We start from the raw sequence: 26439 nt of genomic DNA on the forward strand, positions 1-26439 counted from the left end.
GAGAACGCATGAGCGAGCGTCAGGGAGCGAACGACGGCAGGGCCACCGGTCTCGTCGTCGCCGTCGACGGACCGTCGGGCTCCGGCAAGTCCAGCACCGCCCGCGGCGTCGCCTCGCGGCTCGGGCTCGCGTACCTCGACACCGGTGCCATGTACCGCGCCATGACCTGGGCCCTGCTGCAGCGGGGGACCGACGTGTCCGACGCCGACGCCGTCGCGCGCGAGGCCGAGAGCGTCGTCATCGTCTCCGGCACCGACCCGCTCGGTCCCACCATCGAGGCCGACGGCACCGACGTCTCCGAGCCCATCCGCGGCTCCGACGTCACTGACCACGTGAGCCCCGTGGCCACCGTCGCGCGGGTCCGTGAGCTGCTCGTCGACCTCCAGCGTCGGACCATCGCAGACGTCCTCGAAGCAGGTCGCGGCATCGTGGTCGAGGGTCGCGACATCGGGTCGGTCGTCGCCCCCGACGCCCCCGTGAAGGTCTACCTCGTGGCCGACGCCGCTGCCCGCGCCGCCCGCCGCGCTGCCGAGACCGGCGCAGCCGACACCTCGGCCACCGCGGAGTCGTTGGCCCGTCGCGACCAGATCGACTCCACGCGCGCGGCGTCCCCGCTCGTGCGGGCCGACGGCGCCGTGCAGGTCGACGGCACCCACCTCACGCTCGAGCAGGTCATCGACACCGTGGTCGCCCTCGTCGACGAGGTGGGCGATCCCGCGTGACCGACCAGCTCCTCGAGGCCGCCCAGGCGGTGGGCCATGCCCCTCGCGGCCTGCCGGAAGGCGGGCTGAAGCTCCTGCGACCCCTCGGGCGCCGCTACATCGAGCGACGCTGGAAGCTGCGTGAACGAGGCACCCACCACGTCCCCGAGAAGGGTCCCGTCATCATCGCCGCCAACCACATCGGCTGGATGGACGGCCCGCTGCTCATCGCGTGCACCCCGCGTCCCGCGCACGCCCTCGTGAAGTCCGAGGCGTTCGAGGGCAGGACCGGACGGCTGCTGCGCTTCGTGGGCCAGGTCAAGATCGAGCGCGAGGAGCCCGACGTCGGCGCGCTGCGCGCCGCGGCTGACGCCCTCGCGGCCGGACAGGCCGTCGTGGTCTACCCCGAGGGCCGACGCGGCGAGGGCGAGCTGCACGAGATCAAGAACGGCGTCGCCTGGCTGGCGCTCGTCACGGGTGCTCCCGTGGTGCCCGTCGCCGTCTTCGGCACGCGGGCCGCCGGGGCCGACTCGGAGTCACGCCCGGCCCCCGGTGCCACCCTGGACCTCATGTACGGCTCGCCCATCCGCTTCGACGCGCAGCCCTGGCCGCGCCCGTCGAGCACCGTGGCCGAGGTCGGCGCCCAGATCCATCACCACCTGCGTGACCACCTCGTGTGGGCGCAGCGCGTCGGGCAGCTGTCGCTGCCCGGACCGCTCCCGGAAGGAACGACCGTTGTCTGACGTCATCGATACAGGCGGTCGCCTCCCGGTGCTCGCCGTCATCGGCCGCCCCAACGTGGGCAAGTCGACCCTCGTCAACCGCATCATCGGCCGTCGCGAGGCGGTCGTCGAGGACGTCCCGGGTGTCACCCGGGACCGCGTCCCCTACGAGGCCAACTGGAACGGCCGCTACTTCACGGTGGTCGACACCGGCGGCTGGGATCCCGACGCGCGCGGTCTCGCCGAGCGCATCGCGGCCCAGGCCGAGATCGCCATCCAGGCCGCCGACGCCGTCCTGTTCGTCGTGGACGCCAACGTCGGCATCACCGACGCCGACGAGGCGGTCGTGCGCATCCTGCGGGCTGCGGACAAGCCGGTCGTCCTCGCCGCCAACAAGGTCGACGACCAGCGTGGCGAGATGGAGGCCGCCGGTCTGTGGAACCTCGGGCTCGGTGAGCCCTATCCCGTCTCCGCCCTGCACGGTCGCGGCTCGGGCGACCTGCTCGACGCGGTCCTCGAGGCCCTCCCGGAGGCCCCCGGCGAGGAGGAGGAAGAGGTGGGCGGCCCGCGCCGCGTGGCCATCGTCGGCAAGCCCAACGTCGGCAAGTCGAGCCTGCTCAACATCCTGGCCCGCGAGGAGCGCGTCGTCGTCGACGACGCGTCAGGCACCACCGTCGACCCCGTCGACGAGCTCATCACCCTCGGCGGACGCGAGTGGCGCTTCATCGACACCGCCGGCATCCGGCGCAAGGTGCGCGAGGCCTCGGGCCACGAGTACTACGCGAGCCTGCGCACCAACACCGCCATCGAGCGGGCCGAGGTGGCCGTCATGATCGTGGAGGCCGACAAGCCGCTCACGGAGCAGGACACCCGGATCATCACCTCCGTGGCCGAGACCGGTCGCGCGCTCGTCATCGCCTTCAACAAGTGGGACCTCGTCGACGAGGAGCGCCAGTACTACCTCGAGCGCGAGATCGAGCGCGAGCTCGTGCAGGTGCAGTGGGCTCCCCGCATCAACATCACGGCACGCACCGGCTGGCACGTCGACCGCCTGGTGCGCGCCATCGACTCCGCGCTCGAGGGCTGGGAGACCCGCATCGGCACCGGCGCGTTCAACTCGTTCCTCGGCCGGATGGTGGCCGAGCACCCGCACCCCGTCCGCGGCGGGAAGCAGCCCAAGGTCCTCTTCGGCACGCAGGCCTCCGTGGCGCCGCCGACGTTCGTGCTCTTCACGTCGGGCAAGCTCGAGGCCGGCTACATGCGCTACATCGAGCGCCGTCTGCGCGAGCACTTCGGGTTCGTGGGCACGCCCATCCACATCACGCAGCGACCGCGCGAGAAGCGCAAGCGCTGACGTGCCGCCCCGGTCGCCGCTGCCGCCGCGCCACGCGCTCGGCGCGGCGTGGGTGCGCACGCCCGACCGGGGTGTCGGCGCTGCGCCCTGGAGCACCATGGGGGAGTGGTTGCGGACCAAGCTGCCCACCGGGGTCGACGTCGCCGGGATGCTCGAGGCGGGCGGGTTCGTGCACCAGGACGGCTCCGCCGTGCTGGAGGACGAGCCGTACCGTCCCCACACCTTCGTCTGGTTCCACCGCGAGCTGCGCGACGAGCCGGTCGTGCCGGGCTCGCCCGACGTGCTGCACCACGACGAGCGGATCGTGGTGGTGGACAAGCCCGCGTTCCTCTCCACCATCCCGCGGGGTCGGCACGTGCGGCAGAGCGTCGTGGTCCGGCTGCGCGACGAGCTGGGTCTGCCCGAGCTCTCGCCCGCGCACCGGCTCGACCGGGTGACGTCGGGGGTGCTGGTCCTGACCACCGAGAAGCGTTGGCGGGGCGCGTACCAGGAGCTCTTCGCCGCACGACAGGTCCGGAAGGTCTATCGGGCCCTCGCCCCTCACCGGCCGGACCTGGCGACTCCCCTCGTCGTCCGCGACCACCTGCGCAAGGACCGCGGTGCGTGGCAGGTGTCGGTGGTGCCCGGTGCCGCAGTGAACGCCGAGACACTCGTCGAGGTGGAGCAGGTGCTGGGCGACCTGGCCGTGTACCGGCTCACGCCGTCCACCGGCCAGACCCACCAGCTGCGCGTCCACCTGTGCGGGCTGGGTGTCCCCATCCTGGGCGACCCCCTCTACCCGGAGGTCCTCGACGTCGCCGTCGACGACTTCAGCACCCCGCTGCAGCTGCTGGCCGCCGAGCTGTCGTTCACCGACCCCGTGGACGGCACGGACCGCTCGTTCGTGAGCCGTCGGACGCTCCCGCTCGCGCCGCCGGACGGCCCCTGACGCGCCCGGGCCGCGGCGCTGCTTCGACAGGTGGTCCGGCCCGGGGCAACACTCCCGTAACCTGACGTCGTGGCCTCGCCGACTCCTGATCTCGCCCTGGCCCGCCGCGGTTTCCGCGACGGGGAGCGGGCCGTCGCCAACCTCGCCCTGCTGCCCGGCATCGACGACGCCCTGGTGGAGCAGATCGCGTCCGTGGCGAGCCCGGACTCCGCGCTCGGCTCCCTCGTCGACATCGCCGACAGCTGGGGCGCCGAGCGACTCCTGAGCACGCTGCGCTCCGACGACGAGCTGCGGCACCGGCTGCTCATCGTGCTGGGCACGAGCGAGGGACTCGGGGGATTCCTGGCTCGCCATCCCGAGCACCTGCTCGACCTGGCCCAGGACGAGCTCAAGACCCAGCCGCTCGACCTGGAGACCCGCCGCCGGCAGATGGAGGAGGCCACCACGGCCGACGAGCTGCGGGTCGCCTACTACCGCAAGCTCCTGCACCTGGCGGCGCGCGACCTCACGGCGCTCACGACCTTCGAGCAGTCCTCGGGCGAGCTGGCCGACCTCGCCGTCGCCACCCTCGGTGCCGCGCTGCGGATCGCCCGGTCCGAGGAGCCCGAGGCCGACCGCTGTCGCCTCGCCGTCGTCGCCATGGGCAAGACCGGCGGCCGCGAGCTCAACTACCACAGCGACGTCGACGTGATCTTCGTCCACGAGCCCACCGACGACGACGTCGACGGGCAGGCGGCGCAGGTCGCCACGCGCCTCGCGGCAGCCACCATGCGGCTCTGCTCCCAGCACACGTCGGAGGGCGTCATCTGGGAGGTCGACGCCAACCTGCGACCCGAGGGCAGCTCCGGCCCGCTCGTGCGCACCCTCACGAGCCACCTCACGTACTACGAGCGCTGGGCCTCCACGTGGGAGTTCCAGGCCCTGCTCAAGGCCCGTTTCGCCGCCGGCGACGAGAAGCTCGGCCAGGAGTACGTGGATGCCGTCGGTCCGCTCGTCTGGCAGGCCAGCACGCGCCCGGACTTCGTGCGCGACGTGCGGGCCATGCGTCGGCGGGTCATCGAGAACATCCCCCACGGGCAGCGCGAGCGCCAGCTGAAGCTCGGCTCGGGCGGGCTGCGCGACGTCGAGTTCGCGGTGCAGCTGCTGCAGCTCGTGCACGGTCGCGGCGACGAGTCCATCCGCAGCCCCACGACGCTCGTGGCCCTCCAGGAGCTCATCGACGGCGGGTACGTCGGTCGGCGCGACGGCGCGGCCATGGAGGAGGCGTACGAGTTCCTGCGCACCCTCGAGCACCGCATCCAGCTGTTCCGCCTGCAGCGCACCCACATCGTCCCGGAGGACACCGAGGACCTGCGTCGCCTCGGCCGGTCCATGGGCTTCCGCCAGGACCCGGCCGCCAACCTGGAGAAGGAGTGGGCCGCGCACCGGCGCCAGGTGCGACGCCTGCACGAGAAGCTCTTCTACCGTCCGCTGCTCGAGGCCGTGGCCTCGCTCCCGGCCGACGGGCTACGCCTCACCCCGGAGGCGGCCGAGGCGCGGCTGCGGGCGCTCGGCTTCGTCGACCCCAAGGGTGCGCTGGCCCACATCCAGGCCCTCACCTCGGGGCTGTCGCGTCGTGCGGCCATCCTCAAGTCGCTCCTGCCCGCGATGCTCGAGTGGTTCGCGGAGTCTCCCGACCCCGACGCGGGCCTGCTGGCCTTCCGCAAGATCTCCGAGACGCTGGGCGAGACGCACTGGTACCTCCGCAAGCTGCGCGACGAGGGACAGGGCGCCGAGCAGCTGGCCCGCGTCGTGGCCTCGAGCCGCTACGTGACCGACCTGATCCTCCGGGCCCCGGACTCGGTGGCGCTCCTGGGAGATGCCACAGCCCTGCACCCGCTCGACCTCGAACGGCTGAGCGGCGAGATGATCCTGGCCGCCGAGCGGCACGCCAAGCCGGACGAGGCCATCAAGGCCGTCCGGCGCGTCCGTCGCCGAGAGCTCTCGCGCATCGGCATCGCCGACGTCCTGGGCCATCTGGACATCGACACGGTGGGCCAGGCGTTGTCCGACGTCACCGAGGCCACCCTCGAGGCGGCCCTCGTGGCAGCCACCACCGCGGTCAAGGCCGAGCGCGGCGACATGCCCACCCGCATGTCGGTCGTGCTCATGGGACGTCTCGGTGGCCACGAGTCGGGCTACGGCTCCGACGCCGACGTCATGTTCGTGCACGACCCGCTGCCCGGGGCCGACAGCGGCGAGGCCTCGAAGGCCGCCACGGCCGTGGCCACCCTGCTGCGCAAGATGCTCTCCGCCCCGTCGGACGACCCGCCGCTCGAGGTGGACGCCGACCTGCGCCCCGACGGCCGCAACGGACCGCTCGTGCGCTCGTTCGGCGCCTACGCCTCGTACTACGAGAAGTGGTCGGCGGTGTGGGAGGCGCAGGCCCTGCTGCGGGCCCGTCCCTCGGTGGGCGATCCCGACCTCTGCGCGCGGTTCACCCAGCTCATCGACCCCCTCCGGTGGCCCGAGGGCGGGATGAGCGAGGCCGAGGTGCGCGAGATCCGTCGCATCAAGGCCCGCGTCGACTCCGAGCGGCTCCCGCGCGGCGCCGACCCCACGACGCACCTCAAGCTGGGCCGTGGCGGTCTGGCCGACGTCGAGTGGACGGTCCAGCTGCTCCAGCTGCAGCACGCCCACGCCGTGCCGGGCCTGCGCACCCCGCGCACCCTCGAGGCCCTGGCGGCCGCCGCCGAGGCCGAGCTGCTGTCGGCGTCCGACGCCGAGACGCTCACCACCTCGTGGCGCATCGTGAGCCGGATCCGCAACGCCATCGTGCTGCTGCGGGCCAAGGCTGCGGAGTCCATGGTGCAGCAGGCTGACGAAAGGGCCGGCGTCGCGCACCTTCTCGGGTACGGTCTGGACGGCGGGGAACGCATGGTCGACGAGTACCTGCGCTCGACCCGCCAGGCTCGACAGGTCGTCGAGCGCGTCTTCTGGGAGTGAACATGGGTCGTCTGGGTGTGGTCGTGGTCGCAGCGCTGCTCTCGAGCGTCATGTCGGCGGTGCCGGCCGTGGCGGCGGAGGCCGATCCCGGAGTCGAGCCCGTGCCGGTCGCCGTCGTGAAGACTCCGGTCGTCTCGGGCACCGCCCGGACGGGCTCCACGCTCCGGGTCAGCCCGGGGACGTACGAGCCTGCCGAGGCGACCACCGCGGTGCTGTGGCTCCGCAACGGCGTCAGCACGGGCCGCACCGGCCTCACGTACCCGCTCACCAAGGCCGACTGGGGCGACCGCATCTCCGCGCAGGTCGTGGCCTCCGCTCCCGACCGGGCCGACACCACCGCCGTGTCCAACCGGACCGCAGCCGTGCGCTGGGCGAGCCTCGTGGTCACCAAGAACCCCTCCGTCTCCGGCACGCGACGCTTCGGTCGCACCCTCACGGCCCTCGGCGGCACGTGGAGGGGCGGGACGCCGCGCCTGGCCTACCGCTGGCTGCGCGACGGACGGGCGATCGCAGGGGCCACCTCGCGCACGTACCGGATCGCTCCCGGCGACGTGGGTCACCGGCTCGCGTTCCGCGTCCGTGCCACCCGCGCGCTCCACGAGCCCAAGGTCGTCACGGCCTCGGCCACCACGACGGTGCTGCACCGTCGTGACGTGCGCAAGACCGTCACCTACCGCGTCGTGAAGAACGGCTCCTCCTCCTCGAGCCTCTCCACGTTCATCAAGCAGACCGCGCAGACCTACGCCGACGCGCGGGGCTGGCGAGGAGCCGGGGTGCGGTTCAAGCGCGTGAGCAAGGGCGGGTCGTTCACGCTCGTGCTGGCCAAGGCGTCGCGGGTGCCGTCGTACTCCAGCGGCTGCAGCTCCACGTACAGCTGTCGGGTCGGTCGCTACGTCATCATCAACGAGACGCGCTGGCGCACGGCCACCCCCGGCTGGAAGAAGGCCGACCGCTCGGTGCGCGACTACCGCCATCTCGTCGTGAACCACGAGACGGGGCACTGGTTCGAGAAGAACCACGCCGGCTGCGGCGGGAAGGGCAAGACCGCGCCGGTCATGATGCAGCAGTCCAAGGGTCTGGCGGGCTGCAAGGCCAACCCCTGGCCCAAGGTGAGCGAGCTGGGTCTGCCCCGCTACGGCTGGAAGGCACCCTGATCCGCTGAGCGGTGGATCATCCACGGCCCGCGGGCCATGGTGGGTCAGCCGTCAGCTGGCCTTGGTGCGGGCCGCGCGCAGGATGTGCTCGCGCTCGGTGGCGTTGAGGCCGCCCCAGACGCCGTAGGGCTCCTGGACCTCCAAGGCGTGCTGGAGGCACTGGCGGACCACGGGGCACACGTTGCACATGGCCTTCGCTGCTGCCTCACGGGAGCGCCGACGCGGACCGCGCTCGGACTCCGGGGAGAAGAACGTCTCCGGGTTGGCCGTGCGGCAGGCACCGTCGTACTGCCAGTCGTACGACTCCTGCAGCGGCATGGGAAGGCGCGAGGTGCTGGCCACGGTGATCTCCTTTGGGGGGCTTCACCAGTGGTTCGTCACTGACCCGCCGGGCGGATGGGTCGGTGACGCAAGTTTCTAGTCCGGAAGGACTAGGCCGTGGCGACGGGGTGGCGCGTCATCTGCAGCTGCGCGACGTCGAGGTAGCCGACGCCGAAGCCGGCCTCGCAGTAGGCGAGGTAGAACTCCCACATGCGGCGGAACGTCTCGTCGAAGCCCTGCTCTGCGATGACGGGCCAGCGCTCGTTGAAGCGCTCGCGCCACAGGCGCAGCGTGCGCGCGTAGTCCGGGCCCAGCGAGCGGGTCTCGCTCACCCGCAGCGTGGTGTGCTCGGCCAGCGTGCGGTTGATGGCCTCGGGGGAGGGGATGAGGCCGCCCGGGAAGATGTACTTCTGGATCCAGCCGTAGGAGTTGCGGGTGGCCTTGTAGCGGTGGTCGGCCATGAGGATCGCCTGGATGGACACGGCGCCGCCGGGAGCGAGCAGGCTGTCGATCTTGGCGAAATAGGTGGGCCAGAACTCCTCGCCCACGGCCTCGATCATCTCGACGCTCACGATGGCGTCGAACTCGCCGGTGACGTCGCGGTAGTCCTGCAGGCGCAGGTCGATGCGGTCGGCCACGCCGGCCTCCTCGAAGCGCTGGACCGCGAGGGCGGCCTGCTCCTGGGAGATCGTGACGGTCGTGACGACGGCGCCGCGCTGGGCGGCGCGGATGGCGAGGGCGCCCCAGCCGCTGCCGATCTCGAGGACACGCGTGCCCTCGCCGACGCGGGCCTGGTCGAGGATGCCGTCGATCTTGCGCTCCTGCGCCGTCTGCAGGTCCTCGTCGGCGGAGGCGAACCAGGCCGCCGAGTACGTCATGGTCGGGTCGAGGAACTCGGCGAACAGCTCGTTGGAGAGGTCGTAGTGCCGCCCGATGTTGGAGCGCGAGCCCTCCACGGTGTTGCGCTCGTGGCTCGGGAGGCGCTCGTCGACGAACGCGCGGAACTTCTGCAGCGACGGCGGCACGATGCTCGTGAGGCGCGCCGCGAACGGGGTGAGGAGGTCGGCGAGGTCGGTGTCGGGACCCGTGGTCCAGTCGCCGGCCATGTAGGCCTCGCCCAGGCCGATCTTGGTCTCGGCTCCCAGGCGGTTGAAGAACGCCGAGGGACGCACGACGTGCATCTCGGGCGCGTCGGGTCCGCCGGCGCCCCAGCGGCGCCCGTCGGCGAACGTGAGGCGCACGGGGAAGCGGCTCACGGAGGGGCGCAGGATGGCGCGGGCCACGCGGGCCTTGAAGGGCGTGCTGGGCGTGGAGGCGATGCCGGGCCAGCGAGTGGCGAGCGTGTCAGTCATGAGGGCTCCTCTGGGGTGCGGTGGAGGTGAGTCGGTGCGGCGACCGGGCCACGACGGGGAGCCGTCGGAGCCACAGCCACACGCCGTGGATGCGGATGAGCGCGCTGACGCGCTGGGTCATGAAGGGGTGCGTCAGGAGCACGCGGGCGAGCCGGCCGGGGGTGGCCGGTCGGACCTCGCCGCCGAACGTGGCGCTGAAGATGGCGGTGCCGCCCTGGCGCAGGACGATGGTGGAGGAGACCCGGTCGGGACCGAGCCGGAAGCGCAGGTCGTACTTGCCCTCCACGGTGAAGAACGGGGAGACGTAGAAGTCCTTCGTGGTCTCGGCCCGGCCGGCCTCGTCGGGACGCAGCACGTAGGCGTGCCGTTCTCCGTAGGTGTTGTGGACCTCGGCGACGATCGTGTCCACGTGGCCGTCGTCGTCGATCGCCCAGAACACGCTGAGCGGGTCGAAGGTGTGGCCCAGGACGCGCGCGTTGGCGAGCATGACGAGGCGGTGGCCGGTCACGTCGATGTCGTGCTCGCGGCACAGGGCCTCGATGTTCCGGCGGATGGAGGAGCTCGGGTCGCCCAGGTGGTCGGACGCCTTGAAGGTGGAGAAGGCGCGCAGCCAGCGGGGCATCCGCGGCAGGTCGTCGACGTCGACGAGCCACTGGTAGACGCGGTAGGAGAACCGGTGCTCGATCGGCCCGCGGCGGGCGTGCCCGACCTTCCCCACCACGAGGGCGGGGAGCGCGGGGACGACGGGCTGGCTCATGCCGCTCACGCCACCGTGACGGCGGAGCGGACGGCCTCGGCGGCCTGCACGCCGGAGCGGCAGCCGTCCTCGTGGAAGCCCCACCCGTGGTAGGCGCCGGCGAAGACCGTGGCAGCGGTGTTGAGGTCGGGCAGCTCGGACTGGGCCGCCACGGACGCCGGGGTGTAGATGGGGTGCGTGTACTGCATGCGGGCGATGACCGTCTCGGGGTCGATGGACTCGGCGGCGTTGAGCGTGACCAGGAAGTCCTGGCGGCTCTCGAGGCCCTGGAGCTTGTTCATCCAGTACGTGACCACGGGGGCGCCGTCGGCGTCGCAGGCGTCCATGCGGAAGTTCCACGAGGCCTTGGCCTGCTCGGCCGAGGGCAGCTGCGCGCCGTCGGTGTGCAGGAGCGTCTCGTTGTGGGAGTACTCGAAGGCGCCGAGGACCCGCTTCTCGTCCGGGGTGGCGTCGGTGAGGAGCGCGAGCGCGTCGTCGGCGTGCGTGGCGATCACCACCGAGTCGAACGTCAGGACCTCACCGTCGCCGGTGCGGATCTCGACGCCGTCGCGGGTCCGCGAGACGGACCGGACCGGGCTGCTGCTGCGGGCGTCGGCGAGGCGCTCGACGAGACGACGGACGTACTCGTTGGACCCGCCCTGGACGGTGAACCACTGCGGCGAGCCCTTGATGGACAGGAAGCCGTGGTGCCGCAGGAACGTGAAGAGGTAGCGCGCCGGGTAGTCGAGGGCGGTCTCGGTGCCCGAGGACCACACGCAGGCCACCACGGGGATCGCGTAGTGGCGCAGGAAGTGCTCGGAGAATCCGTGGACCCGCAGGAAGTCGCCGTAGGTCTGCGGCTCGTCGGCCGACTCCGGCGTCTCGAGCAGGGCGATCGCGAGCTTCTGGAAGCGCTTCACGCCCAAGAGCATCCGGATGTATCGCGGGTCGAGGACGCGCCGACGCTGGGCGAAGAGGCCCTTGCCGCCGCGGCCGCCGGCGTACTGGAGCCCGCAGCCGTCGCACGCGATGCTCATGCTCATCTCGGTGGGGTGCACGGCCACGTCGAGGTCGCGGAACAGCTGCTGGAGCAGCGGGTAGGTGCGATCGTTGTGCACGATGAACCCGCTGTCGACGCGATGGTCGGGCTCGCCCTCCACCGGCACCGTGTGCGTGTGGGCGTGGCCACCGAACCGGTCGTCCGCCTCGAGGAGCGTGACGTCGTGGGTCGTGCGCAGCGTGTAGGCGGCCGTGAGTCCGGAGACCCCGGACCCGACGACTGCGACTGTTGGCCTCATGTAGGTAGTTCGTCCTCAGGCGCGTGTCGGATGGGTGGAGGTGACAACCATCACCGGTGACGACGACAAGGTGGGCACGACACCATTGTGTCGCACCCGCTCCGTCGAGGCTCGAGGACTCAGGCGTCCACCGTCTCCTGGGCAGCCTTGGCCGCCTCGCGCTTGGCGCGACGCACGGCCTTGGCCTCGGGGCTCTTGCCCTGCAGCAGCGGGTCCGAGGGCTTCTTGGAGTAGGCCCCCAGCTGACGGGCCACGCTCGCGAGCTGCTTGGACAGGCGACCGGAGTTGTACTGGAGGCCGTGACGCTCGCAGATGGCCCGGATCTCCTGGGCGACCTCGGGGTAGCGCCGCGCCGGGATGTCGGGGAAGAGGTGGTGCTCGATCTGGTGGCTCAGGTTGCCGCTCAGGATGTGGAACGGCGCGCTGCCCGAGATGTTGGCCGAGCCGAGCAGCTGACGCAGGTACCACTGGCCGCGCGTCTCGTTCTGCGCGTCCTCCTCGGCGAAGGTCTGGACCTCGGCCGGGAAGTGGCCGCAGAAGATGATGAGGAACGTCCAGATGTTGCGGATCAGGTTGGCCACGAAGTTGGCGCCGATCACCGCGAGGGGAGCCCACCAGCCGACGAAGGGGACGAGGGCGAGCGCGATGGCCGGGTAGGCCACGTAGTCCTTGAGCACCTGACGACGCGCCTTGCGGGCGGCGCGGCTCTTGCGGTCGCGGAAGTCCTTCTTGCTCATCTTGCCGCCGAGGTACTCGTCGAGCTCGATGCCGTGGTACATCACGCCCCACTCGAAGAAGAGCATGAGCAGGAAGGCGGCCGGCAGGTTGAACCGGTGGCTCGGGTACCAGGGCTGGTCGTTGTCGATGCGCAGCAGGCCGTAGCCGATGTCGCGGTCCATGCCGTGGATGTTGGTGTACGTGTGGTGGATGTAGTTGTGGCCGTGCTTCCAGTCCTGGGCCGGTGCCACGTTGTCCCACTCGTAGCGCTTGCCGTCGACGAGCGGGTCGTTCATCCAGTCGTACTGGCCGTGCATGACGTTGTGGCCGATCTCCATGTTCTCGATGATCTTGGAGAGACCGAGGAACACGATGCCGGCGACGAAGGTCGGCCAGAAGAACGGCGTGAAGATGCCGATGCGGCCGAGCACCTCGAAGGTGCGCTGCACCTTGATGACGCGGCGGATGTAGTCGGCGTCGGCCTGGCCGAGTGAGTCCAGGGTGCGCTGGCGGATCCCGTCGAGCTCGTGCCCGAAGTCCTCCAGCTCCTCATAGCTCATGTACTCGAGCCCGATGGTGGACTGCTTGGTGGCGTCGGAGCCGACGAGCGGCTGGGGTGCCTCGTTGTGCGAGCTCGCGGAGAGCGGCTCGATGGGTGCGCGCTTCTTCGACATGTTCTCTTCCCTCCTCAGAGATCGACGACGACGTCGCCGACGGGGACCTGGACGCAGACCTTGATGGTCTCGTCGGTGTTGGCGCCGACCTCGCCGGTGACGACGTGGCGGACGGCGCCGCTGAGCTTCTTGACGGCGCAGGTGTTGCAGACGCCCATCCGGCAGCCGAAGTCGGGCTTGAGCCCGGCGGCCTCGGCCTGCTCGAGGATGGTGGCGCCGGAGTTGTCGGCGGCGGTCTCGCTCGCCTCGAACGACAGGGTGCCGGTGGCGTCGGCCGCGTCGAGGTCGACCGACGGGACCTTGAAGTACTCGACCCGGAGCTGGTCCAGGGCGCCGAGCTCCTCGTACGTGTCGCGCACGGCGGCGATGAGACCGGCCGGACCGCACGCGAAGGTGAGGGTGTCGACGGGATCGACCCCGAGGTGCTTGAGGTGGTCGACGTGGAAGCGTCCGCTGAGCGGCGCGTCCTCCTCGGGGGCGCGTGTGTAGACGCGCACCACCTGCGCGTCGGGGAGCGACGCGGCCAGCGTGTCGAGCTCGTCGGAGAAGATCTCGTCCTCGCGCGACTTGGCGTAGTGCAGGAAGGTGATGCGACCGGCGTGCCCGCGGTCGCGCAGGGAGCGAGCCATCGACATGACCGGCGTGATGCCGGACCCGCCGCTCACGAGGGCGACGTGTCCGGGCAGCGTGTCGGGCAGCACGAACTCGCCCTCGGCCTGCGAGAGGTGGACGACGGTGCCCTTCGTGAGGCCGTTGCGCAGGAACTGCGAGACGTAGCCGTCGGGGTGCGCCTTCACCGAGACCGTGAAGGTGCCGTCGCGGTTCTCCGTGGAGCTGGAGACCGAGAAGACCCGGACGCGACGGGTCCCGTCGACCTCGACGCCGAACTGCACGTGCTGTCCGGGCACGAAGCCCTTCCAGGCGCCGTTGGGGCGCAGGACGACGGTGCTGGCGACGCCCGTCTCCTGGATGACCTCCACGACGCGGGCCCGGACCAGGTCGACGGTGAGCATGGGGTGCACGAGGTCGAGGTAGTGGTCGACGGTGTGCGGAGACGTCAGGGTCGCGACGGCTCGCGAGCCGAGTGCGCGGCGGACGATGCCCATGTCTCTCCTCCTGGATCGAGCTCTACTGCTCGGTAACGTTCAGTGAACGTGCGTACACTGAAATTGTGCCTCGGACTGGGCTTCAACGCAACCACCAGGGCTCGTGACGTGGCGCACCCGGTGAATGCGTGTGCACCGAAACCGGACGATAGGCTGGAACGGTGAGCGAGACGACCGCCCTGACCCGCCAGGCGCAGAAGGAGCGCACGCGTCAGGCCATCCTCGACGCGGCCCTCGAGCTGAGCGGGACGGTCGGGTTCGCCCAGGTGAGCCTGCGCCAGGTCACCCGTGAGGCCGGCGTGGTTCCCACCGCCTTCTACCGGCACTTCTCCTCGATGGACGACGTCGGCCTGGCGCTCGTCGGTCAGTCGTTCGAGACGCTGCGCGCCATGATCCGCGACGCACAGCGCGATCCCGACACCTTCGCCGACATCATCGACGCGTCCGCCGAGATCCTCGTGCGTGTCGTGAAGCAGAACAAGGCGCACTTCGGCTTCGTCGCCCGGGAGCGCACGAGCGGCTCGCCGCTGGTGCGCGAGGCCATCCAGCGTGAGCTCGAGCTCTTCATCTCCGAGCTCGCCGTCATGCTGGCGCGGCTGCCCAACATCGACAGCTGGTCGGGGGAAGACGTCAAGATGGCCTCGGGGCTCTTCGTCAGGAACATGGTCTACCGGGCCGAGCAGGTCATCGGGATCCCGGACGGCCGGACCGACCTCGAAGAGGACATCAAGCGCAAGGCCCGACGTGAGATGCGACTCATCGTCCTGGGTTTCAGGGACTGGAAGAGCTGAAACTCTCGATACACGTCGCGTGTTCACCTGACGGGAGGGCGTTCGTGATGGATCATGGTTGCATGTGGAAGTTCTGTGCAACCGTCCTGCTCGCGCTCGGCCTCGTGCTGCCGGGCGTTGCCGCGTCCGCGGCCGACGACGCCTACCCTGACCCGACCGTCGCGATCATCATCGATCCCGACGTCTGCATCGGGCAGCCCCTGCCGTTCATCGGCAAGTCCAGCGTCGACGGCGACTGGACCGTGACCTACCTCGGTCAGACCAAGACCGGCTCGGGCAAGAACTTCGCCGTGGACTTCTCCACCAAGAAGGCCAAGGCCGGCCAGAGCGTCACGCTCCGCGCCGTCCAGACCTACGACGGCGGCTCGCTCACGCGCACCGCCACGATCAACCTGCCCAAGTGCACCGACCAGGCCGCCGGCGGAGCCGACCTCGGCGACGGTGTCGGCAACGCCGGCAACGACGGGCTCTCGGGCATCCTGCCCAACACCGGCGGACTCGCCTTCTGGGTCATCGTGCTCGGTGTCGTCCTCGCCGTCGCGGGCTCGGTCACCCTGGCGCGTCGCCGCAGCTAGTTCTTCCGCAGCGCGAGAAAGAGCCGGACCCAGCAGCGCTGGGTCCGGCTCTTCTGCGTCTCGGTGGCGCGGCCTCGGGTCAGGCCGCGGCCTCCTCGCCGTCGCGCTGGGCGTCGGCCACCTCGGCCCACTGGTCCTGCGCCGCAGTGGCGAGCTTGTCGAGGGCCAGGGAGAAGATGTCGTCGCCCAGCTGGTCCTCGAGCATGTGCATGATGCCGGGATCGGACTCGAAGCTCGCCGACCACTCCACGTAGCACGAGGTGTCGCGGTCCTCGGTGACCGTGATCGACGCCAGGTGGTCGGAGATGGGGAACGGCGGCTCGGGCATCGAGTAGGAGAGCGTGTGGGCCGCGTCGTCGCGGTCGACGACCGTCACCACGAGCTCGGGGGAGGCCTCGGGGCCTCCCTCGTAGATGCTCAGCCGGGGGTGCCACTGGGAGAAGTCCTCGACGAGGGCCCAGACGCGGTCGGCGGGGGCGGCAACGAAGGTGCGGCGGGCGATACGGGGCACTGCGGAGCTCCTGCGGGGTCGAGCGGACACGAATCCCTCCAGTCTCTCCCGTCCGGCTGCCCCTGGGTGGCGTTCGGAGTGAGGCGTTCCTCACGTCCGGGACCCAGGGCCGAGAAAGGTGCCCCTCCCGGTCGTAACACGTTCGTAACACCGATGACGGTTTCGTGATCTGGGGGAAATGCGAAGGCGTCACGCTGTGCGGTGGCCCGAACGTCGTCGGGCCCCGAGACGCAGAGGTGACGAGCCTGATGGATGCCCGACTCCTGTCCGACGCCGCGACGGCGGCCACCGCCGCGGGCGACACCGCCTGGCTCCTGGCCGCGTCGGCCCTCGTGCTCCTCATGGCACCGGGTCTCGCCTTCTTCTACGGCGGCATGGTCCGGGCCAAGAGTGTCCTCAACATGATGATGATGGTCTTCGGGGCCATCGCCGTCGTCACCGTGGTCTGGGTGCTCGTGGGCTACTCGATCGCCTTCGGCGACGACATGGGTCTTGGGCTCTTCGGGGACCCGACGCAGTACCTGGGTCTCAAGGGCCTGTTGGAGGCCGAGCCCGGCGCGCCCTACCCGCAGATCCTCTTCGCGCTGTTCCAAGGGCTCTTCGCCGTCATCACCGTGGCGCTCATCGCCGGCGCCATCGCCGACCGCACACGGTTCGGCACGTGGCTCGTGTTCTGCGCGGTCTGGACCGTCCTCGTCTACGCGCCGGTGGCGCACTGGATCTTCGACCTCAGCGACGGCGACCACGTGGGCGGCTGGATGGTGAACCGCCTGGGAGCCCTCGACTTCGCGGGCGGCACGGCCGTGGAGATCAACTCTGGCGCGGCCGGTCTCGCGGCGGCGCTCGTGCTCGGACAGCGCCTGGGCTTCGGCCGCGACCCCATGAAGCCGCACAACCTCACGCTCGTCATGATCGGCGCCGGGCTCCTGTGGTTCGGCTGGTTCGGCTTCAACGCCGGATCGGCACTGGGTGCCAACCACCTCGCGGCCGTGGCGTTCGTCAACACGATGCTCGCGGGCTGCACGGGCCTGCTCGCCTGGCTCGGCGTGGAGCGCTGGCGCGACGGCCACGCCACCTCGTTCGGTGCCGCGTCGGGTGTGGTGAGCGGACTCGTGGCCATCACTCCGGCCTGCGGACACGTGACACCCGTCGGCGCCCTCGCCATCGGCCTGGTGGCCGGCGCGGTGTGCGCGGGGGCGGTGGGACTGAAGTACCACTTCAAGTACGACGACTCCCTCGACGTGGTGGGCGTCCACCTCGTGGGCGGCCTCGTCGGCACGATCCTCATCGGCCTGCTGGCCTCGAGCGACGTGACGTCGGTCGACGGACTCTTCTACGGCGGGGGAGCGGACCAGCTGGGCAAGCAGCTCGTCGCCGCCGGAGCGACCCTGCTGTACTCGTTCGCGGCGACCGCAGCCATCGTGGCGGTCCTCGACCGGACCATCGGCTTCCGGGTGGACCCGGACCACGAGACACAGGGTGTCGACCTGGTCATCCACGCCGAGGCCGCGTACGACCTGCACGCCCTGTCGGGCACGCGCCCGCACCTCGGCGGCCACGGCTCGTCCTGAGCGCACCCGGTCCTGCGGACGGCGCCGCGCGGCGGGACGGGTCGTGCCGCGCGCGGCCGGATCGAGTCAGCCCTCGGGGGTGGCCTCGTGGTGCCGCCGACCGTGGGTGCGACGGTCCTCCTTCATCTCGGCCTCGAAGACGTGGGTCTTCCCCTCGATGAGCTCGTCGCGAGCCGAGCGCTCGAGGTCCTTGAAGGTGGCGTAGTAGTGCTCGTCGTAGTCCTCGACGATCTGGAAGGTCCACCGGCCGTCGATGACGTTGCGGCCCACCAGCTCGGTCTCGAGCCGGTCGGCGAGCCCGCCGTGGCCGGCCTCCCTGAGCTGGTCCGCTGCCTCACCCACCTGGAGGTCGGCGTGCCCGGAGAGCCGGTGGAAGGCGTACAGCGCGCCGCGGGCCTCCTCCACGGCCTCGAGGGCCTCGCTCAGCTTGCCGAGTGCCTCGACCGTCTCGTCGCTCACGCCGTCGGGTCGCTGGTGACGGGGTGCGGGTGCGTCCTGGGTGCTCATGGCACCCACGCTCGCACCGCTGCGCTCGACATGCATCTCGCCCAGACCTCGGTAGCGTCGGAGGCATGAGCGATACATCTTCTGACAAGAACGAGGCCATCCAGTTCGTCGTCAACCGCGTCGGCGCCTACCAGGACGGCGCCCCCGAGGGCACCGTCGAGGCCGAGCTCCGCAAGGGGCTCGAGGAGGCCGACCTGACGCTCGACGACGAGCAGGTCACGAAGCTCGCCGACGCGATCGAGGCCAACGACGGCACCGTCGACGCCGCCTCGGTGCTCGGCTGACCGCACCGCGCTGAACGACCCGAGGGCCGCGACCGATCCACGGTCGCGGCCCTCGGCAGGTCGGAAACCTGCCGGAAATGCAGGGATCCCGAACCGAAACAGGCGACTCCTATCGTGAGGGCTCCCCGTTCCCCCACGAATGCGAGCACCACATGCCGGCCAACGACATCCGCCTGAGCGCCATCACCGAGGTGCTGACCCGCACGCCGGTCGAGACCACGGAGATCCGTCCCCTCAGCGAGACCTGGGGCTGCGACGTCTTCAACCTTGCGACGATGGAGGAGGCGCTCTCGAAGAACGCCTTCAAGGCGATGAAGCGCACGGTGCAGACCGGCGAGACGCTCGACCCGGCGACCGCCGACGTCGTGGCCGCGGCCATGAAGGACTGGGCCATGGGCAAGGGGGCCAAGTTCTTCTCGCACGTCTTCTACCCGCTGACGAACATCACGGCCGAGAAGCACGACGGCTTCATCGTCACCAACGCCGACGGCAACGCCATCACCGAGTTCACGGGCAGCCTGCTCATCAAGGGCGAGCCCGACGGCTCGTCGTTCCCCAACGGCAGCCTGCGCATGACCAACGCGGCGCGCGGCTACACGGCGTGGGACCCCACGAGCCCGGCGTACATCATGCAGACGCAGAACGGCGCCACGCTCATGATCCCCAGCGTCTTCATGTCGTGGACCGGCGAGGCCCTCGACAAGAAGATCCCGCTGCTGCGCTCCAACGCCGCCATGGACACCGCCGCGCGGAAGGTCCTGGCGCTCATGGGCGAGACCGACATCGCGCCCTTGAACTCGAGCTGTGGCGCCGAGCAGGAGTACTTCCTCATCGACTCACATTTCGCGGCGGCCCGCCCCGACCTGCTGCTCGCCGGACGCACGCTCTTCGGCGCCCCGCCGGCCAAGGGCCAGGAGTTCGACGACCACTACTTCGGCGCCATCCCGGCCCGGGTGCAGGTGTTCATGCAGGAGTTCGAGGACCGGCTCTACCGGCTCGGCATCCCCGCCAAGACGCACCACAACGAGGTGGCCCCCGGCCAGTTCGAGATCGCCCCGTACTTCGAGGCGGCCAACGTCGCGGCCGACCACCAGCAGCTGCTCATGACGGTCATGAAGGCCACGGCAGCCGAGCACGGCTTCATGTGCCTCCTGCACGAGAAGCCCTTCGCCGGCATCAACGGCTCGGGCAAGCACGTCAACTGGTCCGTCGGCAACGCGACCCAGGGCAACCTGCTCGACCCCGGCACCTCGCCGGAGGAGAACCTGCAGTTCCTCGTCTTCTGCGGCGCCGTGATCCGTGGCGTCCACCTGTACGGACCGCTGCTGCGCGCCGTGATCGCCACGGCGTCCAACGACCACCGCCTGGGCGCCAACGAGGCGCCGCCGGCGATCCTGTCGGTCTACCTCGGCGACCAGCTGGAGGCCGTCTACGCCGACATCGAGGCCGGCAAGGTCTCCGCCTCGAGCGACGGCGGCATCATGGATCTCGGCCTGTCGCAGATCCTCCCGTTCACCCGCGACCCGGGCGACCGCAACCGCACCTCCCCGTTCGCCTTCACCGGCAACCGCTTCGAGTTCCGGGCGGTCGGCTCGTCGCAGTCGGTCTCGGGACCGCTCGTGGCGATGAACACCATGCTCGCGGACTCCCTCGACTGGATCGCGGCCAAGCTCGAGACCGAGCTCGGTGCGGGCAAGGAGCTGCCGGAGGCCGTGGCCACGGTCCTGCAGGAGGTCATGGAGCTCCACGGCAACGCCGTCTTCGGAGGCGACGGCTACTCGAGCGAGTGGCACGAGGCTGCCGTCAAGGAGCGCGGGCTGCGCAACCTGCCGACGTCGGCCGACGCTCTGCCGGTCTTCACCGAGCAGGCCGTCATCGACCTCTTCACCTCCACCGGTGTGCTGTCCGCGGTGGAGCTGAACAGCCGCTACGAGGTCTATGCCGAGCAGTACATCAACTCGGTCCTCGTCGAGGCGAAGCTCGTGATGGACCTCGGCAAGACCGTCATCTACCCGGCGGCGCTGGGCTACCTCGCGGAGCTGTCGGCGACCTACGCCGCCGTCCCTGCCCTCGACACGGGGGTGGTCGATGCCATCGCGGCCAACGCCAACGGCCTCATGTCGACCATCACCGAGCTGGGCGCCGAGCTGGAGAAGCACGACTTCGCCGACACGGCCGAGCACATGCAGCACGTGGCCACGTCGATCCGAGGACTCATGGACCAGGCCCGCGTCTACGCCGACGCGCTCGAGGTCGACGTCGCCGACAAGGCGTGGCCGCTGCCGAAGTACCGCGAGATGCTCTTCATCCGCTGACCCAGCACGCCGAGTGCAGCGTCCGGTGGCCTCTCAGGAGCCACGGGACGCTGCACTCGGCGTAGGTCGTGGCCGTTCCTGGCCGTCAGGTCAGGAGGACGACTTCTTCGGCGTCGGCGGAAGGGCGCCGGGACCGTGCGGTCCGCCGGCGTCGATGATCTTGGCGTCGAAGGCCTTCAGGACCGACGTCTTGTCGCTCGCCGTGAGAGTCCCGGCCGTGACTGCGGCGTCCAGCTTCTTGACCAGAGCGGCCCGGACCTTCGACCGCATGGCCTGACGATCGGTGCTGGCCTGCTTCTGTGCCGCCTCGACCGCATCGGCGACCTTGTCCTCGGAGACGTCGAGCTCCTTGGCCAGCGCCTTCACGAAGGCCGCGTCCTGCTTGGCGCGCTCGGCCTCGGTGGGCGGCGTCGGTCGAGTGCCCTGGGACGGCTTCTCCGGTCGAAGGTCGTCCCGGACCGACTCGATGGCCTTCGCCACGTCGTCCTCGTCCAGGCCGAGTGCCTTCGCGATGACGGCTGCGTCTCGGCCGGGTCCTGCGTGGTCGCCACGCGGGCCTTCGGGTCGCGAGGAGCTCGAGGACGGGTCGGGAGCCTTCGTCGTGTCGGCATTCGCGATGGCGACGCCGCCGGCGGCGAGACCGAGGCCGGCGACGGTGCCGGCCATGCCGGCGCGGACGAGTGTGGACTTGTTCATACAGATCCTTCCGAGGGCGAATCGTGCTTCCGTACGACACTCACTCGCCAACCTGTCATTGACCTGTGGTGCAAGCGTGGATCGCGCCAGATTCCCTCGGGCATCGGGCCACGACGACAGCACAAGGGCCGCGATCAACCGTGTGATCGCGGCCCGAGTGCCAGCTCCTGCGGACTACTGACGGACCAGCGGCGAGGCCTCATCGCGAGGACGCTGCTGCTCCAGCCCCGGAGACTCAGATGTCGTAGTACAGCTCGAACACCGTTGGGGATGTTGGCCGGTGTTGACTATCTCCCAAAAATGCCGTTTGACCTGCGGAAACGCTGATCCTGCGCGATGGTCGACGTTGGCCGATTTCGGCCTCGAACGGATCTCCTGCGGAATCCCTGCGGAATTTGGCGGAGTCGCGACGAAGGCAGTACGCCTATGCCTGGTCGCCGCCTCCGTACTTCTTCCCCAGGCCGACTGCGGTTGCTGCCAAGGCGGCTGTGCCCACGACGCCCGGCCCCTTGTCCTTACTCTGCTGGATCGCCTGAGACGCGACTTCTGCCGCGCGCCCGAGTTCACGCGGCTCCCACGACCGGAGGTCAGCCTCGATTGTTAGCAATCCGTGGAAGTCATCGAGTCCCGCCGCGAGATCGTTGGCAGACGCGACGACATCCAAGGACTTCGTTCGGTTCCAGACAATCTTCGCGTTGGCCGTTTCGACGGCCTTGTCCATGCGGGCCAGTAGATGCGCGGTGTGCTCGGATACGAGTTCGCGTCGTCCCGCTTGGGCCTTCTTCAGTCCGCGTCGATAGGCGTCGAGCTCATGCGGGGATTCGGCGAGAACGCGGTCGAGCTCGATCACGTCGATCGCGTCTTGCAGTTGGAAGCAGCGTGCGAGCACGGCAAGCCACTTGGGCACTTCATGCTCGGCTAGTGCGGCTGCGGCGGCGAGCCCGCCGACCTTGGTTTCCTCCAACTTTTTCGCGACGGCGTCGAGTTGGTCGAGCGCGTAGGTCTGGGTCGCGCCGATCGTCTGGTGTGTCTGGTCCACTGTCGACCAGAGGGTCTCGTTGACGCTGCCTGTCTCCTCGCGGATAGTCAGTGCTCGCTCAATCGTGTGGCCGGCCCCGACCATCTGGGCCACCACGGTGTCGTCCACCTTGCGGAGAACGTCGTCGACCTTCGCGTCGATCCTGACCAAGTAGTCGGTGATTTCCGCCATGGTCTGCTGGATCGCGGTCTGCGTCATCAGACCCGCCGCCCCAGAAAGGGCCGCCGGATTGGTCAGGAGCGATCCGGGCCCGCCCTCGAACTGAAGGTTCTTTACGAACTTGTGCCCGTCCTTCGCCTTAGCCGTGGCGTAGGAGTTGCCGGTCTTCGGGTCCTTGAGAAGCGGGAACCTCTTCGCGACCTTGGCTGAGTCCCCGGTCAGCTTCATCCAGCGTCCAGCGTTGGCCGTCACCTCCGCGGCTGCCTGAGTGACGTTGGACCCGTGCGTCAGCAGCGGCTTCAGTCCGCGAAGGTCGAGGGCCTTTGACGCTGCCCAGAGACCCTCGTCGCGCAGGAACCTCTCGACCGCCTTCTCCTCGCCGAGGACCGCGAGGCCATCGCCGTCGCTGATGAGCTGAATCTCGTTGTCCATCGCTGCTTCCTCGGGCTTCTCGGGTCAGGCCAACGGTAGTGGGCACATCCGACGAATCAGGTTGTTTGGCTGCGCTGGTCAGGAGTTGGCGTGCTTGATGATGTCGAACGCCGTGCGCCGTGTGTCCTCGTCGCGACGGACCAGCTCGTGCTCAGCTGGGATCGGTGCGTGGAGCGTGGCCTCGACGACCGCGGCCCAGTGGGTGCGCATCGGCTCGGGTACCTCCATCTCGTTCCATAGGTCGATCAGCAGCGCGCCGTCGACGCAGTGGATCAGGCTGGCCTCGTCCCCGTAGGTAAGGAGCCGTTCGTACACGAGCTTGCGGTCCGCACGGGCAGAGAGGTCCCACCAGAACCTGTCGTTGTCGTCCTCGATGAGGTCGAAGAACTTGATCGTGCGGAAGCATCCGGGGGCTTCCAGGCGCCACAGCCGGTCGGGGACGGTGAACGGGAATCGGAATCCCGGTGGCGCTGGGTGTTCGGTGAAGCTGACCCGCGGCTGGAGCGCGATGTTCCAGCCGGCGGCGTTCACGATTCGCTCCGCTGCGGCGAGCCCGGGGCTCTTCTTGCCCCGTTCGTAAGCCGACAGCGTTGGTTGCGAGGTGCCAGCGAGGGCTGCGAGCTGGGCCTGGCCAAGTCCGCTGGCGAGACGCGCTTCCTCGATGACCGTCCTCGGCTGAGGTCTCCAGTTCGTCACACCCGTATCGTACATATCCAGCCAGATCTCTATTCGGCGATCTGGGGACGCCTGCACACCTACCTGTTGCCCAACCCGGGGCTGACAGGAAGGAGCAACGTGATGAGCGTTGCCAAGTGCCTAGGCGTCGATGACCTCGACGCTCCGAACATGCGAGGACTGCGAGCCGAGTGGCCGCGGTGGCGGCGGATGTCCTCGGATCTGCCGGACGTGGATGACCTGAAGGAACTGCCGCGCTGGATGCGGGACGCCGAGCCGGCCCAGCGCGATGGAGTGCTCACGGCTCTCCGGAAGATCGCCGAGGGTGAGCGACGGGCGTACGTCGCGCTCGCCTGGCTCCTGATGCCGGGTGCCGCGCGAGTCGCCGGCCGCATCAGCCGCCTGGCTGAGGAGATCGACGCGGTCGTGGCTGGCCAACTCTGGGTCCAGATCTGCGAACACGATCCCGCAGACGACAGGTACGTCGCCAAGAAGATCCTCGACTGCGTTTACCGGGAGTCGATGGCCGAGCTCGGCGTCGGTGACCTTGCCAAGCGTCGTGATGAGGCGTGGGCGATGACCGTGCTGGTTGACGCCTTCGATGAGTCCATCCCGACCGGACCCGCGAACGACGAGGTGGCGGGCAGGGAGGTGCTCGCCGATCTCCTCCAGCGCGGGATCGACTCCGGCAAGCTGGTCGAGAGCGATCGCGACCTTCTGCTCGACCTCGCCCACGCAGCTGAGCAGATCGACGCACCGGGGCGCCGCGGCCGAGGTGGGCTGATGACGCCGTCGGTGACGCAAATGGTCGAGGAAGCCCACGCGCTGTCGTCACGGTCCATCCGGCGTCACGCGTCTGGCGCCATCCGAGCGCTGCGGGAGGACGCGGAGCGAGGGCGAACCGCGATGTGAGAGGTCAGGTCCAGCTTAGAGATTCGTGCGACCACGTCTTGCCCGCGGCATCACGTGACAGTGCGGGGTCGATGAGCCGAGTGACGAGTTCTGCGGCGAGGTCGACCGTGCGGTAGTCAGCGCAGTAGGGCACGGGCTTGCTGAGCTTGGCATACCCCGCACCCCATGTCGTCGGTACGGCGAAGTGGTCGAACGTCTCCATCTTTCGGCGGCGTGCTTCGGTGGCGATCGCGGTTCGGAGGTCGTCGCCGTCGATGTCTTGCGTGGTCGCGAACACCACGAGGTCAACCAGATCCTTCTCGCGACTGGACGCCTTCTCGTGGTACTCGGTCATCGTCGCGCAGACCTTGTCAGCGATCTGGTCAACGACGGGGTAGAGACGGTAGGGGTTCCTGGCCAGGCGAGGCAGGTTGAGCGCGGTGGCCGGCTCGGTCGTGACAACGTCTCCAGTCATTCCGGCGCCGACGGCGAGATCAACCTGGAGGTTCCCCTTCGCGCTGAGCCCGATGAAGATGTTGAACTTGACTTGGTAGCCCTCGGTGTAGGGCTGGGTGTCGTTGCCGATCGAGTCGGTGTGCCCGACGTACTCGAAGCCGAAGTGGTCGCCGAGGTCGATCGCTGCGAGGCGGATCAGGTCGTCCAGGGCCTGTGTGAGTGTGAAGCCTTCGCGGTACAGGTCGATGTCGCGGGTGGAACGCGTAGACGGCACCCTCGCGAGGATGCCGGTGCCGCCCTTGAGAACCCACTCAGATTCGTCGCCATCGGAGAACACCCGACTGAGGAACCGGTTGAAGTACTCCAGTTGAATGCGGCGATTCACGTCGAGAGAGAGATCCGCCTTCGCCGCCTTCTTGGCGGCGTCCTTGATGGCGGCCTCGACTCCGGCAGGCGTGGGGTAGGGCTCAGACATTCTTCATCGCCCTCTGCGCGTTCTCGATCAGACGCATCATCTCCGGGGTGACTGTGGGATTTGCACTCTGAGCTGCCGCTGCCTTACGGATTGCATCAATGGTGCCGGAATCCATGAGCACGCGCTGCACGGCCTCCTGCGCCCTCTTCATTGCAGTTGGGTTGATGGCGGACAGCATCTTCGCTCGGGCCTGTTCATCGAGCGATGGGAACGACTCATGGATCACCTTCGCTGCTTCTTGGGCAGCGAGGATCTCTTTCAGTCGGACACCACCGAACTGGTCGAGATACTTGGCGGCGACGCGTGAACCGATCTCCTGCGTGGCCGCGATCCGTCCCGACAGCGTGTCTGCGTCGATACCTGCAACCTCCATCAGGCGCTCGAGCAGAGCGGCTCCATCGCCCCGACGGATGCCCTCGCGCTTCGCGTGTGGAGCGAGCAGTTCGCGCAGACGATCGACGTCGAGCCTGTGCTTGTAGGACGCATCGCGAAGGGCATCGGCGATGTGGCTGGTGTCGGCCTCGGCGTTGAAGAGGTCGGCAATGGTGCACTCGATCGTCATGGCGGGCAGGCCATCGACGGTGGTGACGTCGCGTGGGTCGAGCTTGCGCTGTCTGTAGCGGATCTCGCTGCGCTGGCTCTGTCGGCGAGTGGGGCTGACGAAGTTGTAGCGGCGATCCCAGAGGTCGCCGATGCCGTGGAGTCGCGCTGCGGACGTCCCAGCGAAGACAACGCCACTCTCGCGGTCCTTGCTGCGCTCGTGTCCCATGCGCTTGGGGTCCGTGCTGAGCCAGGCAGCGCGGAGGTCATCGAACTGATCGCCGGGTGCTCCGGCGTCCTTGTACACGCCGTGCGCGAGACGCTCTAGGTGTCCGGCCTCGGCGAGTCGGGAGAGGTCCAGGCGGGCGATCCCGTGCATGCTGGCCTGAGCCGACGTGACCATGCCCCACTGGTAGGCAGTCAGGTCGGCCAGGATGCGAAGAGCCTCGGTGGACTTCATACTTGGATAGTATC

The 26439-nt window shown here is 69.4% G+C and carries 25 protein-coding genes; 12 read left to right on the top strand and 13 right to left on the bottom strand.

The window, feature by feature from the left end; translation table 11 throughout:
* Window positions 1–8 precede the first annotated feature (8 nt).
* From cmk to ASD11_RS04820, 6 genes are all read left to right on the top strand, one after another.
* Window positions 9–722 (top strand): (d)CMP kinase, encoded by a 714-nt coding sequence (gene cmk / locus ASD11_RS04795; protein WP_056284007.1) that lies wholly within the window; start codon window positions 9–11, stop codon window positions 720–722.
* The gene (locus ASD11_RS04800; protein WP_056284012.1) at window positions 719–1444 is read left to right on the top strand and encodes a lysophospholipid acyltransferase family protein; all 726 of its coding nucleotides are present in this window, start codon (window positions 719–721) and stop codon (window positions 1442–1444) included. Before cmk ends, ASD11_RS04800 begins: the two co-directional genes overlap by 4 nt.
* Complete coding sequence (gene der / locus ASD11_RS04805) at window positions 1437–2777, top strand: ribosome biogenesis GTPase Der (RefSeq protein ID WP_056284015.1); 1341 nt, start codon at window positions 1437–1439, stop codon at window positions 2775–2777. The genes ASD11_RS04800 and der overlap by 8 nt, the downstream gene beginning before the upstream one ends.
* 97 nt (window positions 2778–2874) lie before the next feature.
* On the top strand, window positions 2875–3705 hold the full coding sequence (locus tag ASD11_RS04810; RefSeq protein WP_200940147.1) for a pseudouridine synthase: 831 nt from the start codon (window positions 2875–2877) through the stop codon (window positions 3703–3705).
* Between the two features lie 69 nt (window positions 3706–3774).
* Window positions 3775–6690 (top strand): bifunctional [glutamine synthetase] adenylyltransferase/[glutamine synthetase]-adenylyl-L-tyrosine phosphorylase, encoded by a 2916-nt coding sequence (locus ASD11_RS04815; RefSeq protein ID WP_056284020.1) that lies wholly within the window; start codon window positions 3775–3777, stop codon window positions 6688–6690.
* A gap of 2 nt (window positions 6691–6692) precedes the next feature.
* Window positions 6693–7844 carry a DUF3152 domain-containing protein gene (locus ASD11_RS04820; protein WP_056284023.1) on the top strand — a complete coding sequence of 384 codons (1152 nt, stop codon included), beginning with the start codon at window positions 6693–6695 and terminating at the stop codon, window positions 7842–7844.
* 51 nt (window positions 7845–7895) lie between these two features.
* On the opposite strand, the gene ASD11_RS04825 is transcribed toward ASD11_RS04820, so the two are convergent.
* The 6 genes from ASD11_RS04825 to ASD11_RS04850 all read right to left on the bottom strand — a co-directional run bounded on the left by ASD11_RS04825 (window position 7896) and on the right by ASD11_RS04850 (window position 14048).
* On the bottom strand, window positions 7896–8186 hold the full coding sequence (locus ASD11_RS04825) for a WhiB family transcriptional regulator (protein WP_056284026.1): 291 nt from the start codon (window positions 8184–8186) through the stop codon (window positions 7896–7898).
* An 89-nt stretch (window positions 8187–8275) separates the two neighbouring features.
* Complete coding sequence (locus ASD11_RS04830) at window positions 8276–9517, bottom strand: SAM-dependent methyltransferase (protein WP_056284028.1); 1242 nt, start codon at window positions 9515–9517, stop codon at window positions 8276–8278.
* Entirely contained in the window at window positions 9510–10274 is a 765-nt protein-coding gene (locus ASD11_RS04835; RefSeq protein ID WP_056288383.1) for a DUF1365 domain-containing protein, read from the bottom strand. The genes ASD11_RS04830 and ASD11_RS04835 overlap by 8 nt, the downstream gene beginning before the upstream one ends.
* A gap of 5 nt (window positions 10275–10279) precedes the next feature.
* Window positions 10280–11551 carry an NAD(P)/FAD-dependent oxidoreductase gene (locus ASD11_RS04840; RefSeq protein WP_056284031.1) on the bottom strand — a complete coding sequence of 424 codons (1272 nt, stop codon included), beginning with the start codon at window positions 11549–11551 and terminating at the stop codon, window positions 10280–10282.
* A gap of 119 nt (window positions 11552–11670) precedes the next feature.
* Entirely contained in the window at window positions 11671–12942 is a 1272-nt protein-coding gene (locus tag ASD11_RS04845; RefSeq protein WP_056284037.1) for a fatty acid desaturase family protein, read from the bottom strand.
* A gap of 14 nt (window positions 12943–12956) precedes the next feature.
* Entirely contained in the window at window positions 12957–14048 is a 1092-nt protein-coding gene (locus ASD11_RS04850) for a ferredoxin reductase (RefSeq protein ID WP_056284042.1), read from the bottom strand.
* Window positions 14049–14209: 161 nt separating this feature from the next.
* Between ASD11_RS04850 and ASD11_RS04855 the strand changes: the two genes are divergently transcribed.
* Both ASD11_RS04855 and ASD11_RS04860 read left to right on the top strand, forming a co-directional pair.
* Window positions 14210–14839 carry a TetR family transcriptional regulator gene (locus tag ASD11_RS04855; RefSeq protein ID WP_235503238.1) on the top strand — a complete coding sequence of 210 codons (630 nt, stop codon included), beginning with the start codon at window positions 14210–14212 and terminating at the stop codon, window positions 14837–14839.
* 62 nt (window positions 14840–14901) lie between these two features.
* Window positions 14902–15414 carry an LPXTG cell wall anchor domain-containing protein gene (locus ASD11_RS04860; RefSeq protein WP_056284047.1) on the top strand — a complete coding sequence of 171 codons (513 nt, stop codon included), beginning with the start codon at window positions 14902–14904 and terminating at the stop codon, window positions 15412–15414.
* Between the two features lie 79 nt (window positions 15415–15493).
* Here ASD11_RS04860 and ASD11_RS04865 read toward each other — a convergent pair whose 3' ends face one another.
* The gene (locus tag ASD11_RS04865; RefSeq protein ID WP_056284052.1) at window positions 15494–15925 is read right to left on the bottom strand and encodes an SRPBCC family protein; all 432 of its coding nucleotides are present in this window, start codon (window positions 15923–15925) and stop codon (window positions 15494–15496) included.
* Window positions 15926–16173: 248 nt separating this feature from the next.
* On the opposite strand from ASD11_RS04865, the gene ASD11_RS04870 reads away from it, so the two are divergent.
* Window positions 16174–17496 (top strand): ammonium transporter, encoded by a 1323-nt coding sequence (locus ASD11_RS04870; protein WP_056284055.1) that lies wholly within the window; start codon window positions 16174–16176, stop codon window positions 17494–17496.
* Between the two features lie 66 nt (window positions 17497–17562).
* Here the strand turns inward: ASD11_RS04870 and ASD11_RS04875 are convergent, their stop codons facing one another.
* Entirely contained in the window at window positions 17563–18003 is a 441-nt protein-coding gene (locus ASD11_RS04875) for a hypothetical protein (RefSeq protein WP_056288389.1), read from the bottom strand.
* Window positions 18004–18068: 65 nt separating this feature from the next.
* On the opposite strand from ASD11_RS04875, the gene ASD11_RS04880 reads away from it, so the two are divergent.
* Both ASD11_RS04880 and ASD11_RS04885 read left to right on the top strand, forming a co-directional pair.
* A complete protein-coding gene (locus ASD11_RS04880; protein WP_056284059.1) occupies window positions 18069–18287 on the top strand; it encodes a hypothetical protein in 219 nt (72 codons plus the stop codon).
* A 152-nt stretch (window positions 18288–18439) separates the two neighbouring features.
* Window positions 18440–20602: a glutamine synthetase III family protein gene (locus tag ASD11_RS04885; protein ID WP_056284063.1), complete on the top strand. Its 2163-nt coding sequence runs from the start codon at window positions 18440–18442 to the stop codon at window positions 20600–20602.
* Window positions 20603–20692: 90 nt separating this feature from the next.
* On the opposite strand, the gene ASD11_RS04890 is transcribed toward ASD11_RS04885, so the two are convergent.
* The 3 genes from ASD11_RS04890 to ASD11_RS04900 form a co-directional block, all read right to left on the bottom strand.
* Complete coding sequence (locus ASD11_RS04890) at window positions 20693–21298, bottom strand: hypothetical protein (RefSeq protein ID WP_056284066.1); 606 nt, start codon at window positions 21296–21298, stop codon at window positions 20693–20695.
* Window positions 21299–21722: 424 nt separating this feature from the next.
* The gene (locus tag ASD11_RS04895; protein WP_056284070.1) at window positions 21723–22928 is read right to left on the bottom strand and encodes a hypothetical protein; all 1206 of its coding nucleotides are present in this window, start codon (window positions 22926–22928) and stop codon (window positions 21723–21725) included.
* 78 nt (window positions 22929–23006) lie between these two features.
* Window positions 23007–23624, bottom strand: a complete 618-nt coding sequence (locus ASD11_RS04900) for a helix-turn-helix domain-containing protein (protein ID WP_162246460.1) — start codon at window positions 23622–23624, stop codon at window positions 23007–23009.
* A 102-nt stretch (window positions 23625–23726) separates the two neighbouring features.
* Here ASD11_RS04900 and ASD11_RS04905 point away from each other — a divergent pair, with 102 nt between their 5' ends.
* Window positions 23727–24515 carry a hypothetical protein gene (locus tag ASD11_RS04905; protein ID WP_056284076.1) on the top strand — a complete coding sequence of 263 codons (789 nt, stop codon included), beginning with the start codon at window positions 23727–23729 and terminating at the stop codon, window positions 24513–24515.
* A 4-nt stretch (window positions 24516–24519) separates the two neighbouring features.
* Here the strand turns inward: ASD11_RS04905 and ASD11_RS04910 are convergent, their stop codons facing one another.
* Window positions 24520–25425, bottom strand: a complete 906-nt coding sequence (locus ASD11_RS04910; RefSeq protein WP_056284079.1) for a nucleotidyl transferase AbiEii/AbiGii toxin family protein — start codon at window positions 25423–25425, stop codon at window positions 24520–24522.
* Window positions 25418–26425: a type IV toxin-antitoxin system AbiEi family antitoxin domain-containing protein gene (locus ASD11_RS04915; RefSeq protein WP_056284082.1), complete on the bottom strand. Its 1008-nt coding sequence runs from the start codon at window positions 26423–26425 to the stop codon at window positions 25418–25420. The genes ASD11_RS04910 and ASD11_RS04915 overlap by 8 nt, the downstream gene beginning before the upstream one ends.
* Window positions 26426–26439: the final 14 nt, after the last annotated feature.

Source organism: Aeromicrobium sp. Root495 (assembly GCF_001426755.1).
Taxonomy (GTDB): domain Bacteria; phylum Actinomycetota; class Actinomycetes; order Propionibacteriales; family Nocardioidaceae; genus Aeromicrobium.

Coding starts and splice junctions, on each gene's coding strand:
- ASD11_RS04820 (WP_056284023.1), top strand. CDS start 6,693: ATGGGTCGTCTGGGTGTGGTCGTGGTCGCAGCGCTGCTCTCGAGCGTC.
- ASD11_RS04880 (WP_056284059.1), top strand. CDS start 18,069: ATGAGCGATACATCTTCTGACAAGAACGAGGCCATCCAGTTCGTCGTC.
- ASD11_RS04845 (WP_056284037.1), bottom strand. CDS start 12,942: ATGTCGAAGAAGCGCGCACCCATCGAGCCGCTCTCCGCGAGCTCGCAC.
- cmk (WP_056284007.1), top strand. CDS start 9: ATGAGCGAGCGTCAGGGAGCGAACGACGGCAGGGCCACCGGTCTCGTC.
- ASD11_RS04875 (WP_056288389.1), bottom strand. CDS start 18,003: ATGAGCACCCAGGACGCACCCGCACCCCGTCACCAGCGACCCGACGGC.
- ASD11_RS04915 (WP_056284082.1), bottom strand. CDS start 26,425: ATGAAGTCCACCGAGGCTCTTCGCATCCTGGCCGACCTGACTGCCTAC.
- ASD11_RS04885 (WP_056284063.1), top strand. CDS start 18,440: ATGCCGGCCAACGACATCCGCCTGAGCGCCATCACCGAGGTGCTGACC.
- ASD11_RS04830 (WP_056284028.1), bottom strand. CDS start 9,517: ATGACTGACACGCTCGCCACTCGCTGGCCCGGCATCGCCTCCACGCCC.
- ASD11_RS04835 (WP_056288383.1), bottom strand. CDS start 10,274: ATGAGCCAGCCCGTCGTCCCCGCGCTCCCCGCCCTCGTGGTGGGGAAG.
- ASD11_RS04895 (WP_056284070.1), bottom strand. CDS start 22,928: ATGGACAACGAGATTCAGCTCATCAGCGACGGCGATGGCCTCGCGGTC.
- ASD11_RS04905 (WP_056284076.1), top strand. CDS start 23,727: ATGAGCGTTGCCAAGTGCCTAGGCGTCGATGACCTCGACGCTCCGAAC.
- ASD11_RS04890 (WP_056284066.1), bottom strand. CDS start 21,298: ATGAACAAGTCCACACTCGTCCGCGCCGGCATGGCCGGCACCGTCGCC.
- ASD11_RS04870 (WP_056284055.1), top strand. CDS start 16,174: ATGGATGCCCGACTCCTGTCCGACGCCGCGACGGCGGCCACCGCCGCG.
- ASD11_RS04810 (WP_200940147.1), top strand. CDS start 2,875: ATGGGGGAGTGGTTGCGGACCAAGCTGCCCACCGGGGTCGACGTCGCC.
- ASD11_RS04860 (WP_056284047.1), top strand. CDS start 14,902: ATGTGGAAGTTCTGTGCAACCGTCCTGCTCGCGCTCGGCCTCGTGCTG.
- ASD11_RS04910 (WP_056284079.1), bottom strand. CDS start 25,425: ATGTCTGAGCCCTACCCCACGCCTGCCGGAGTCGAGGCCGCCATCAAG.
- ASD11_RS04850 (WP_056284042.1), bottom strand. CDS start 14,048: ATGGGCATCGTCCGCCGCGCACTCGGCTCGCGAGCCGTCGCGACCCTG.
- ASD11_RS04840 (WP_056284031.1), bottom strand. CDS start 11,551: ATGAGGCCAACAGTCGCAGTCGTCGGGTCCGGGGTCTCCGGACTCACG.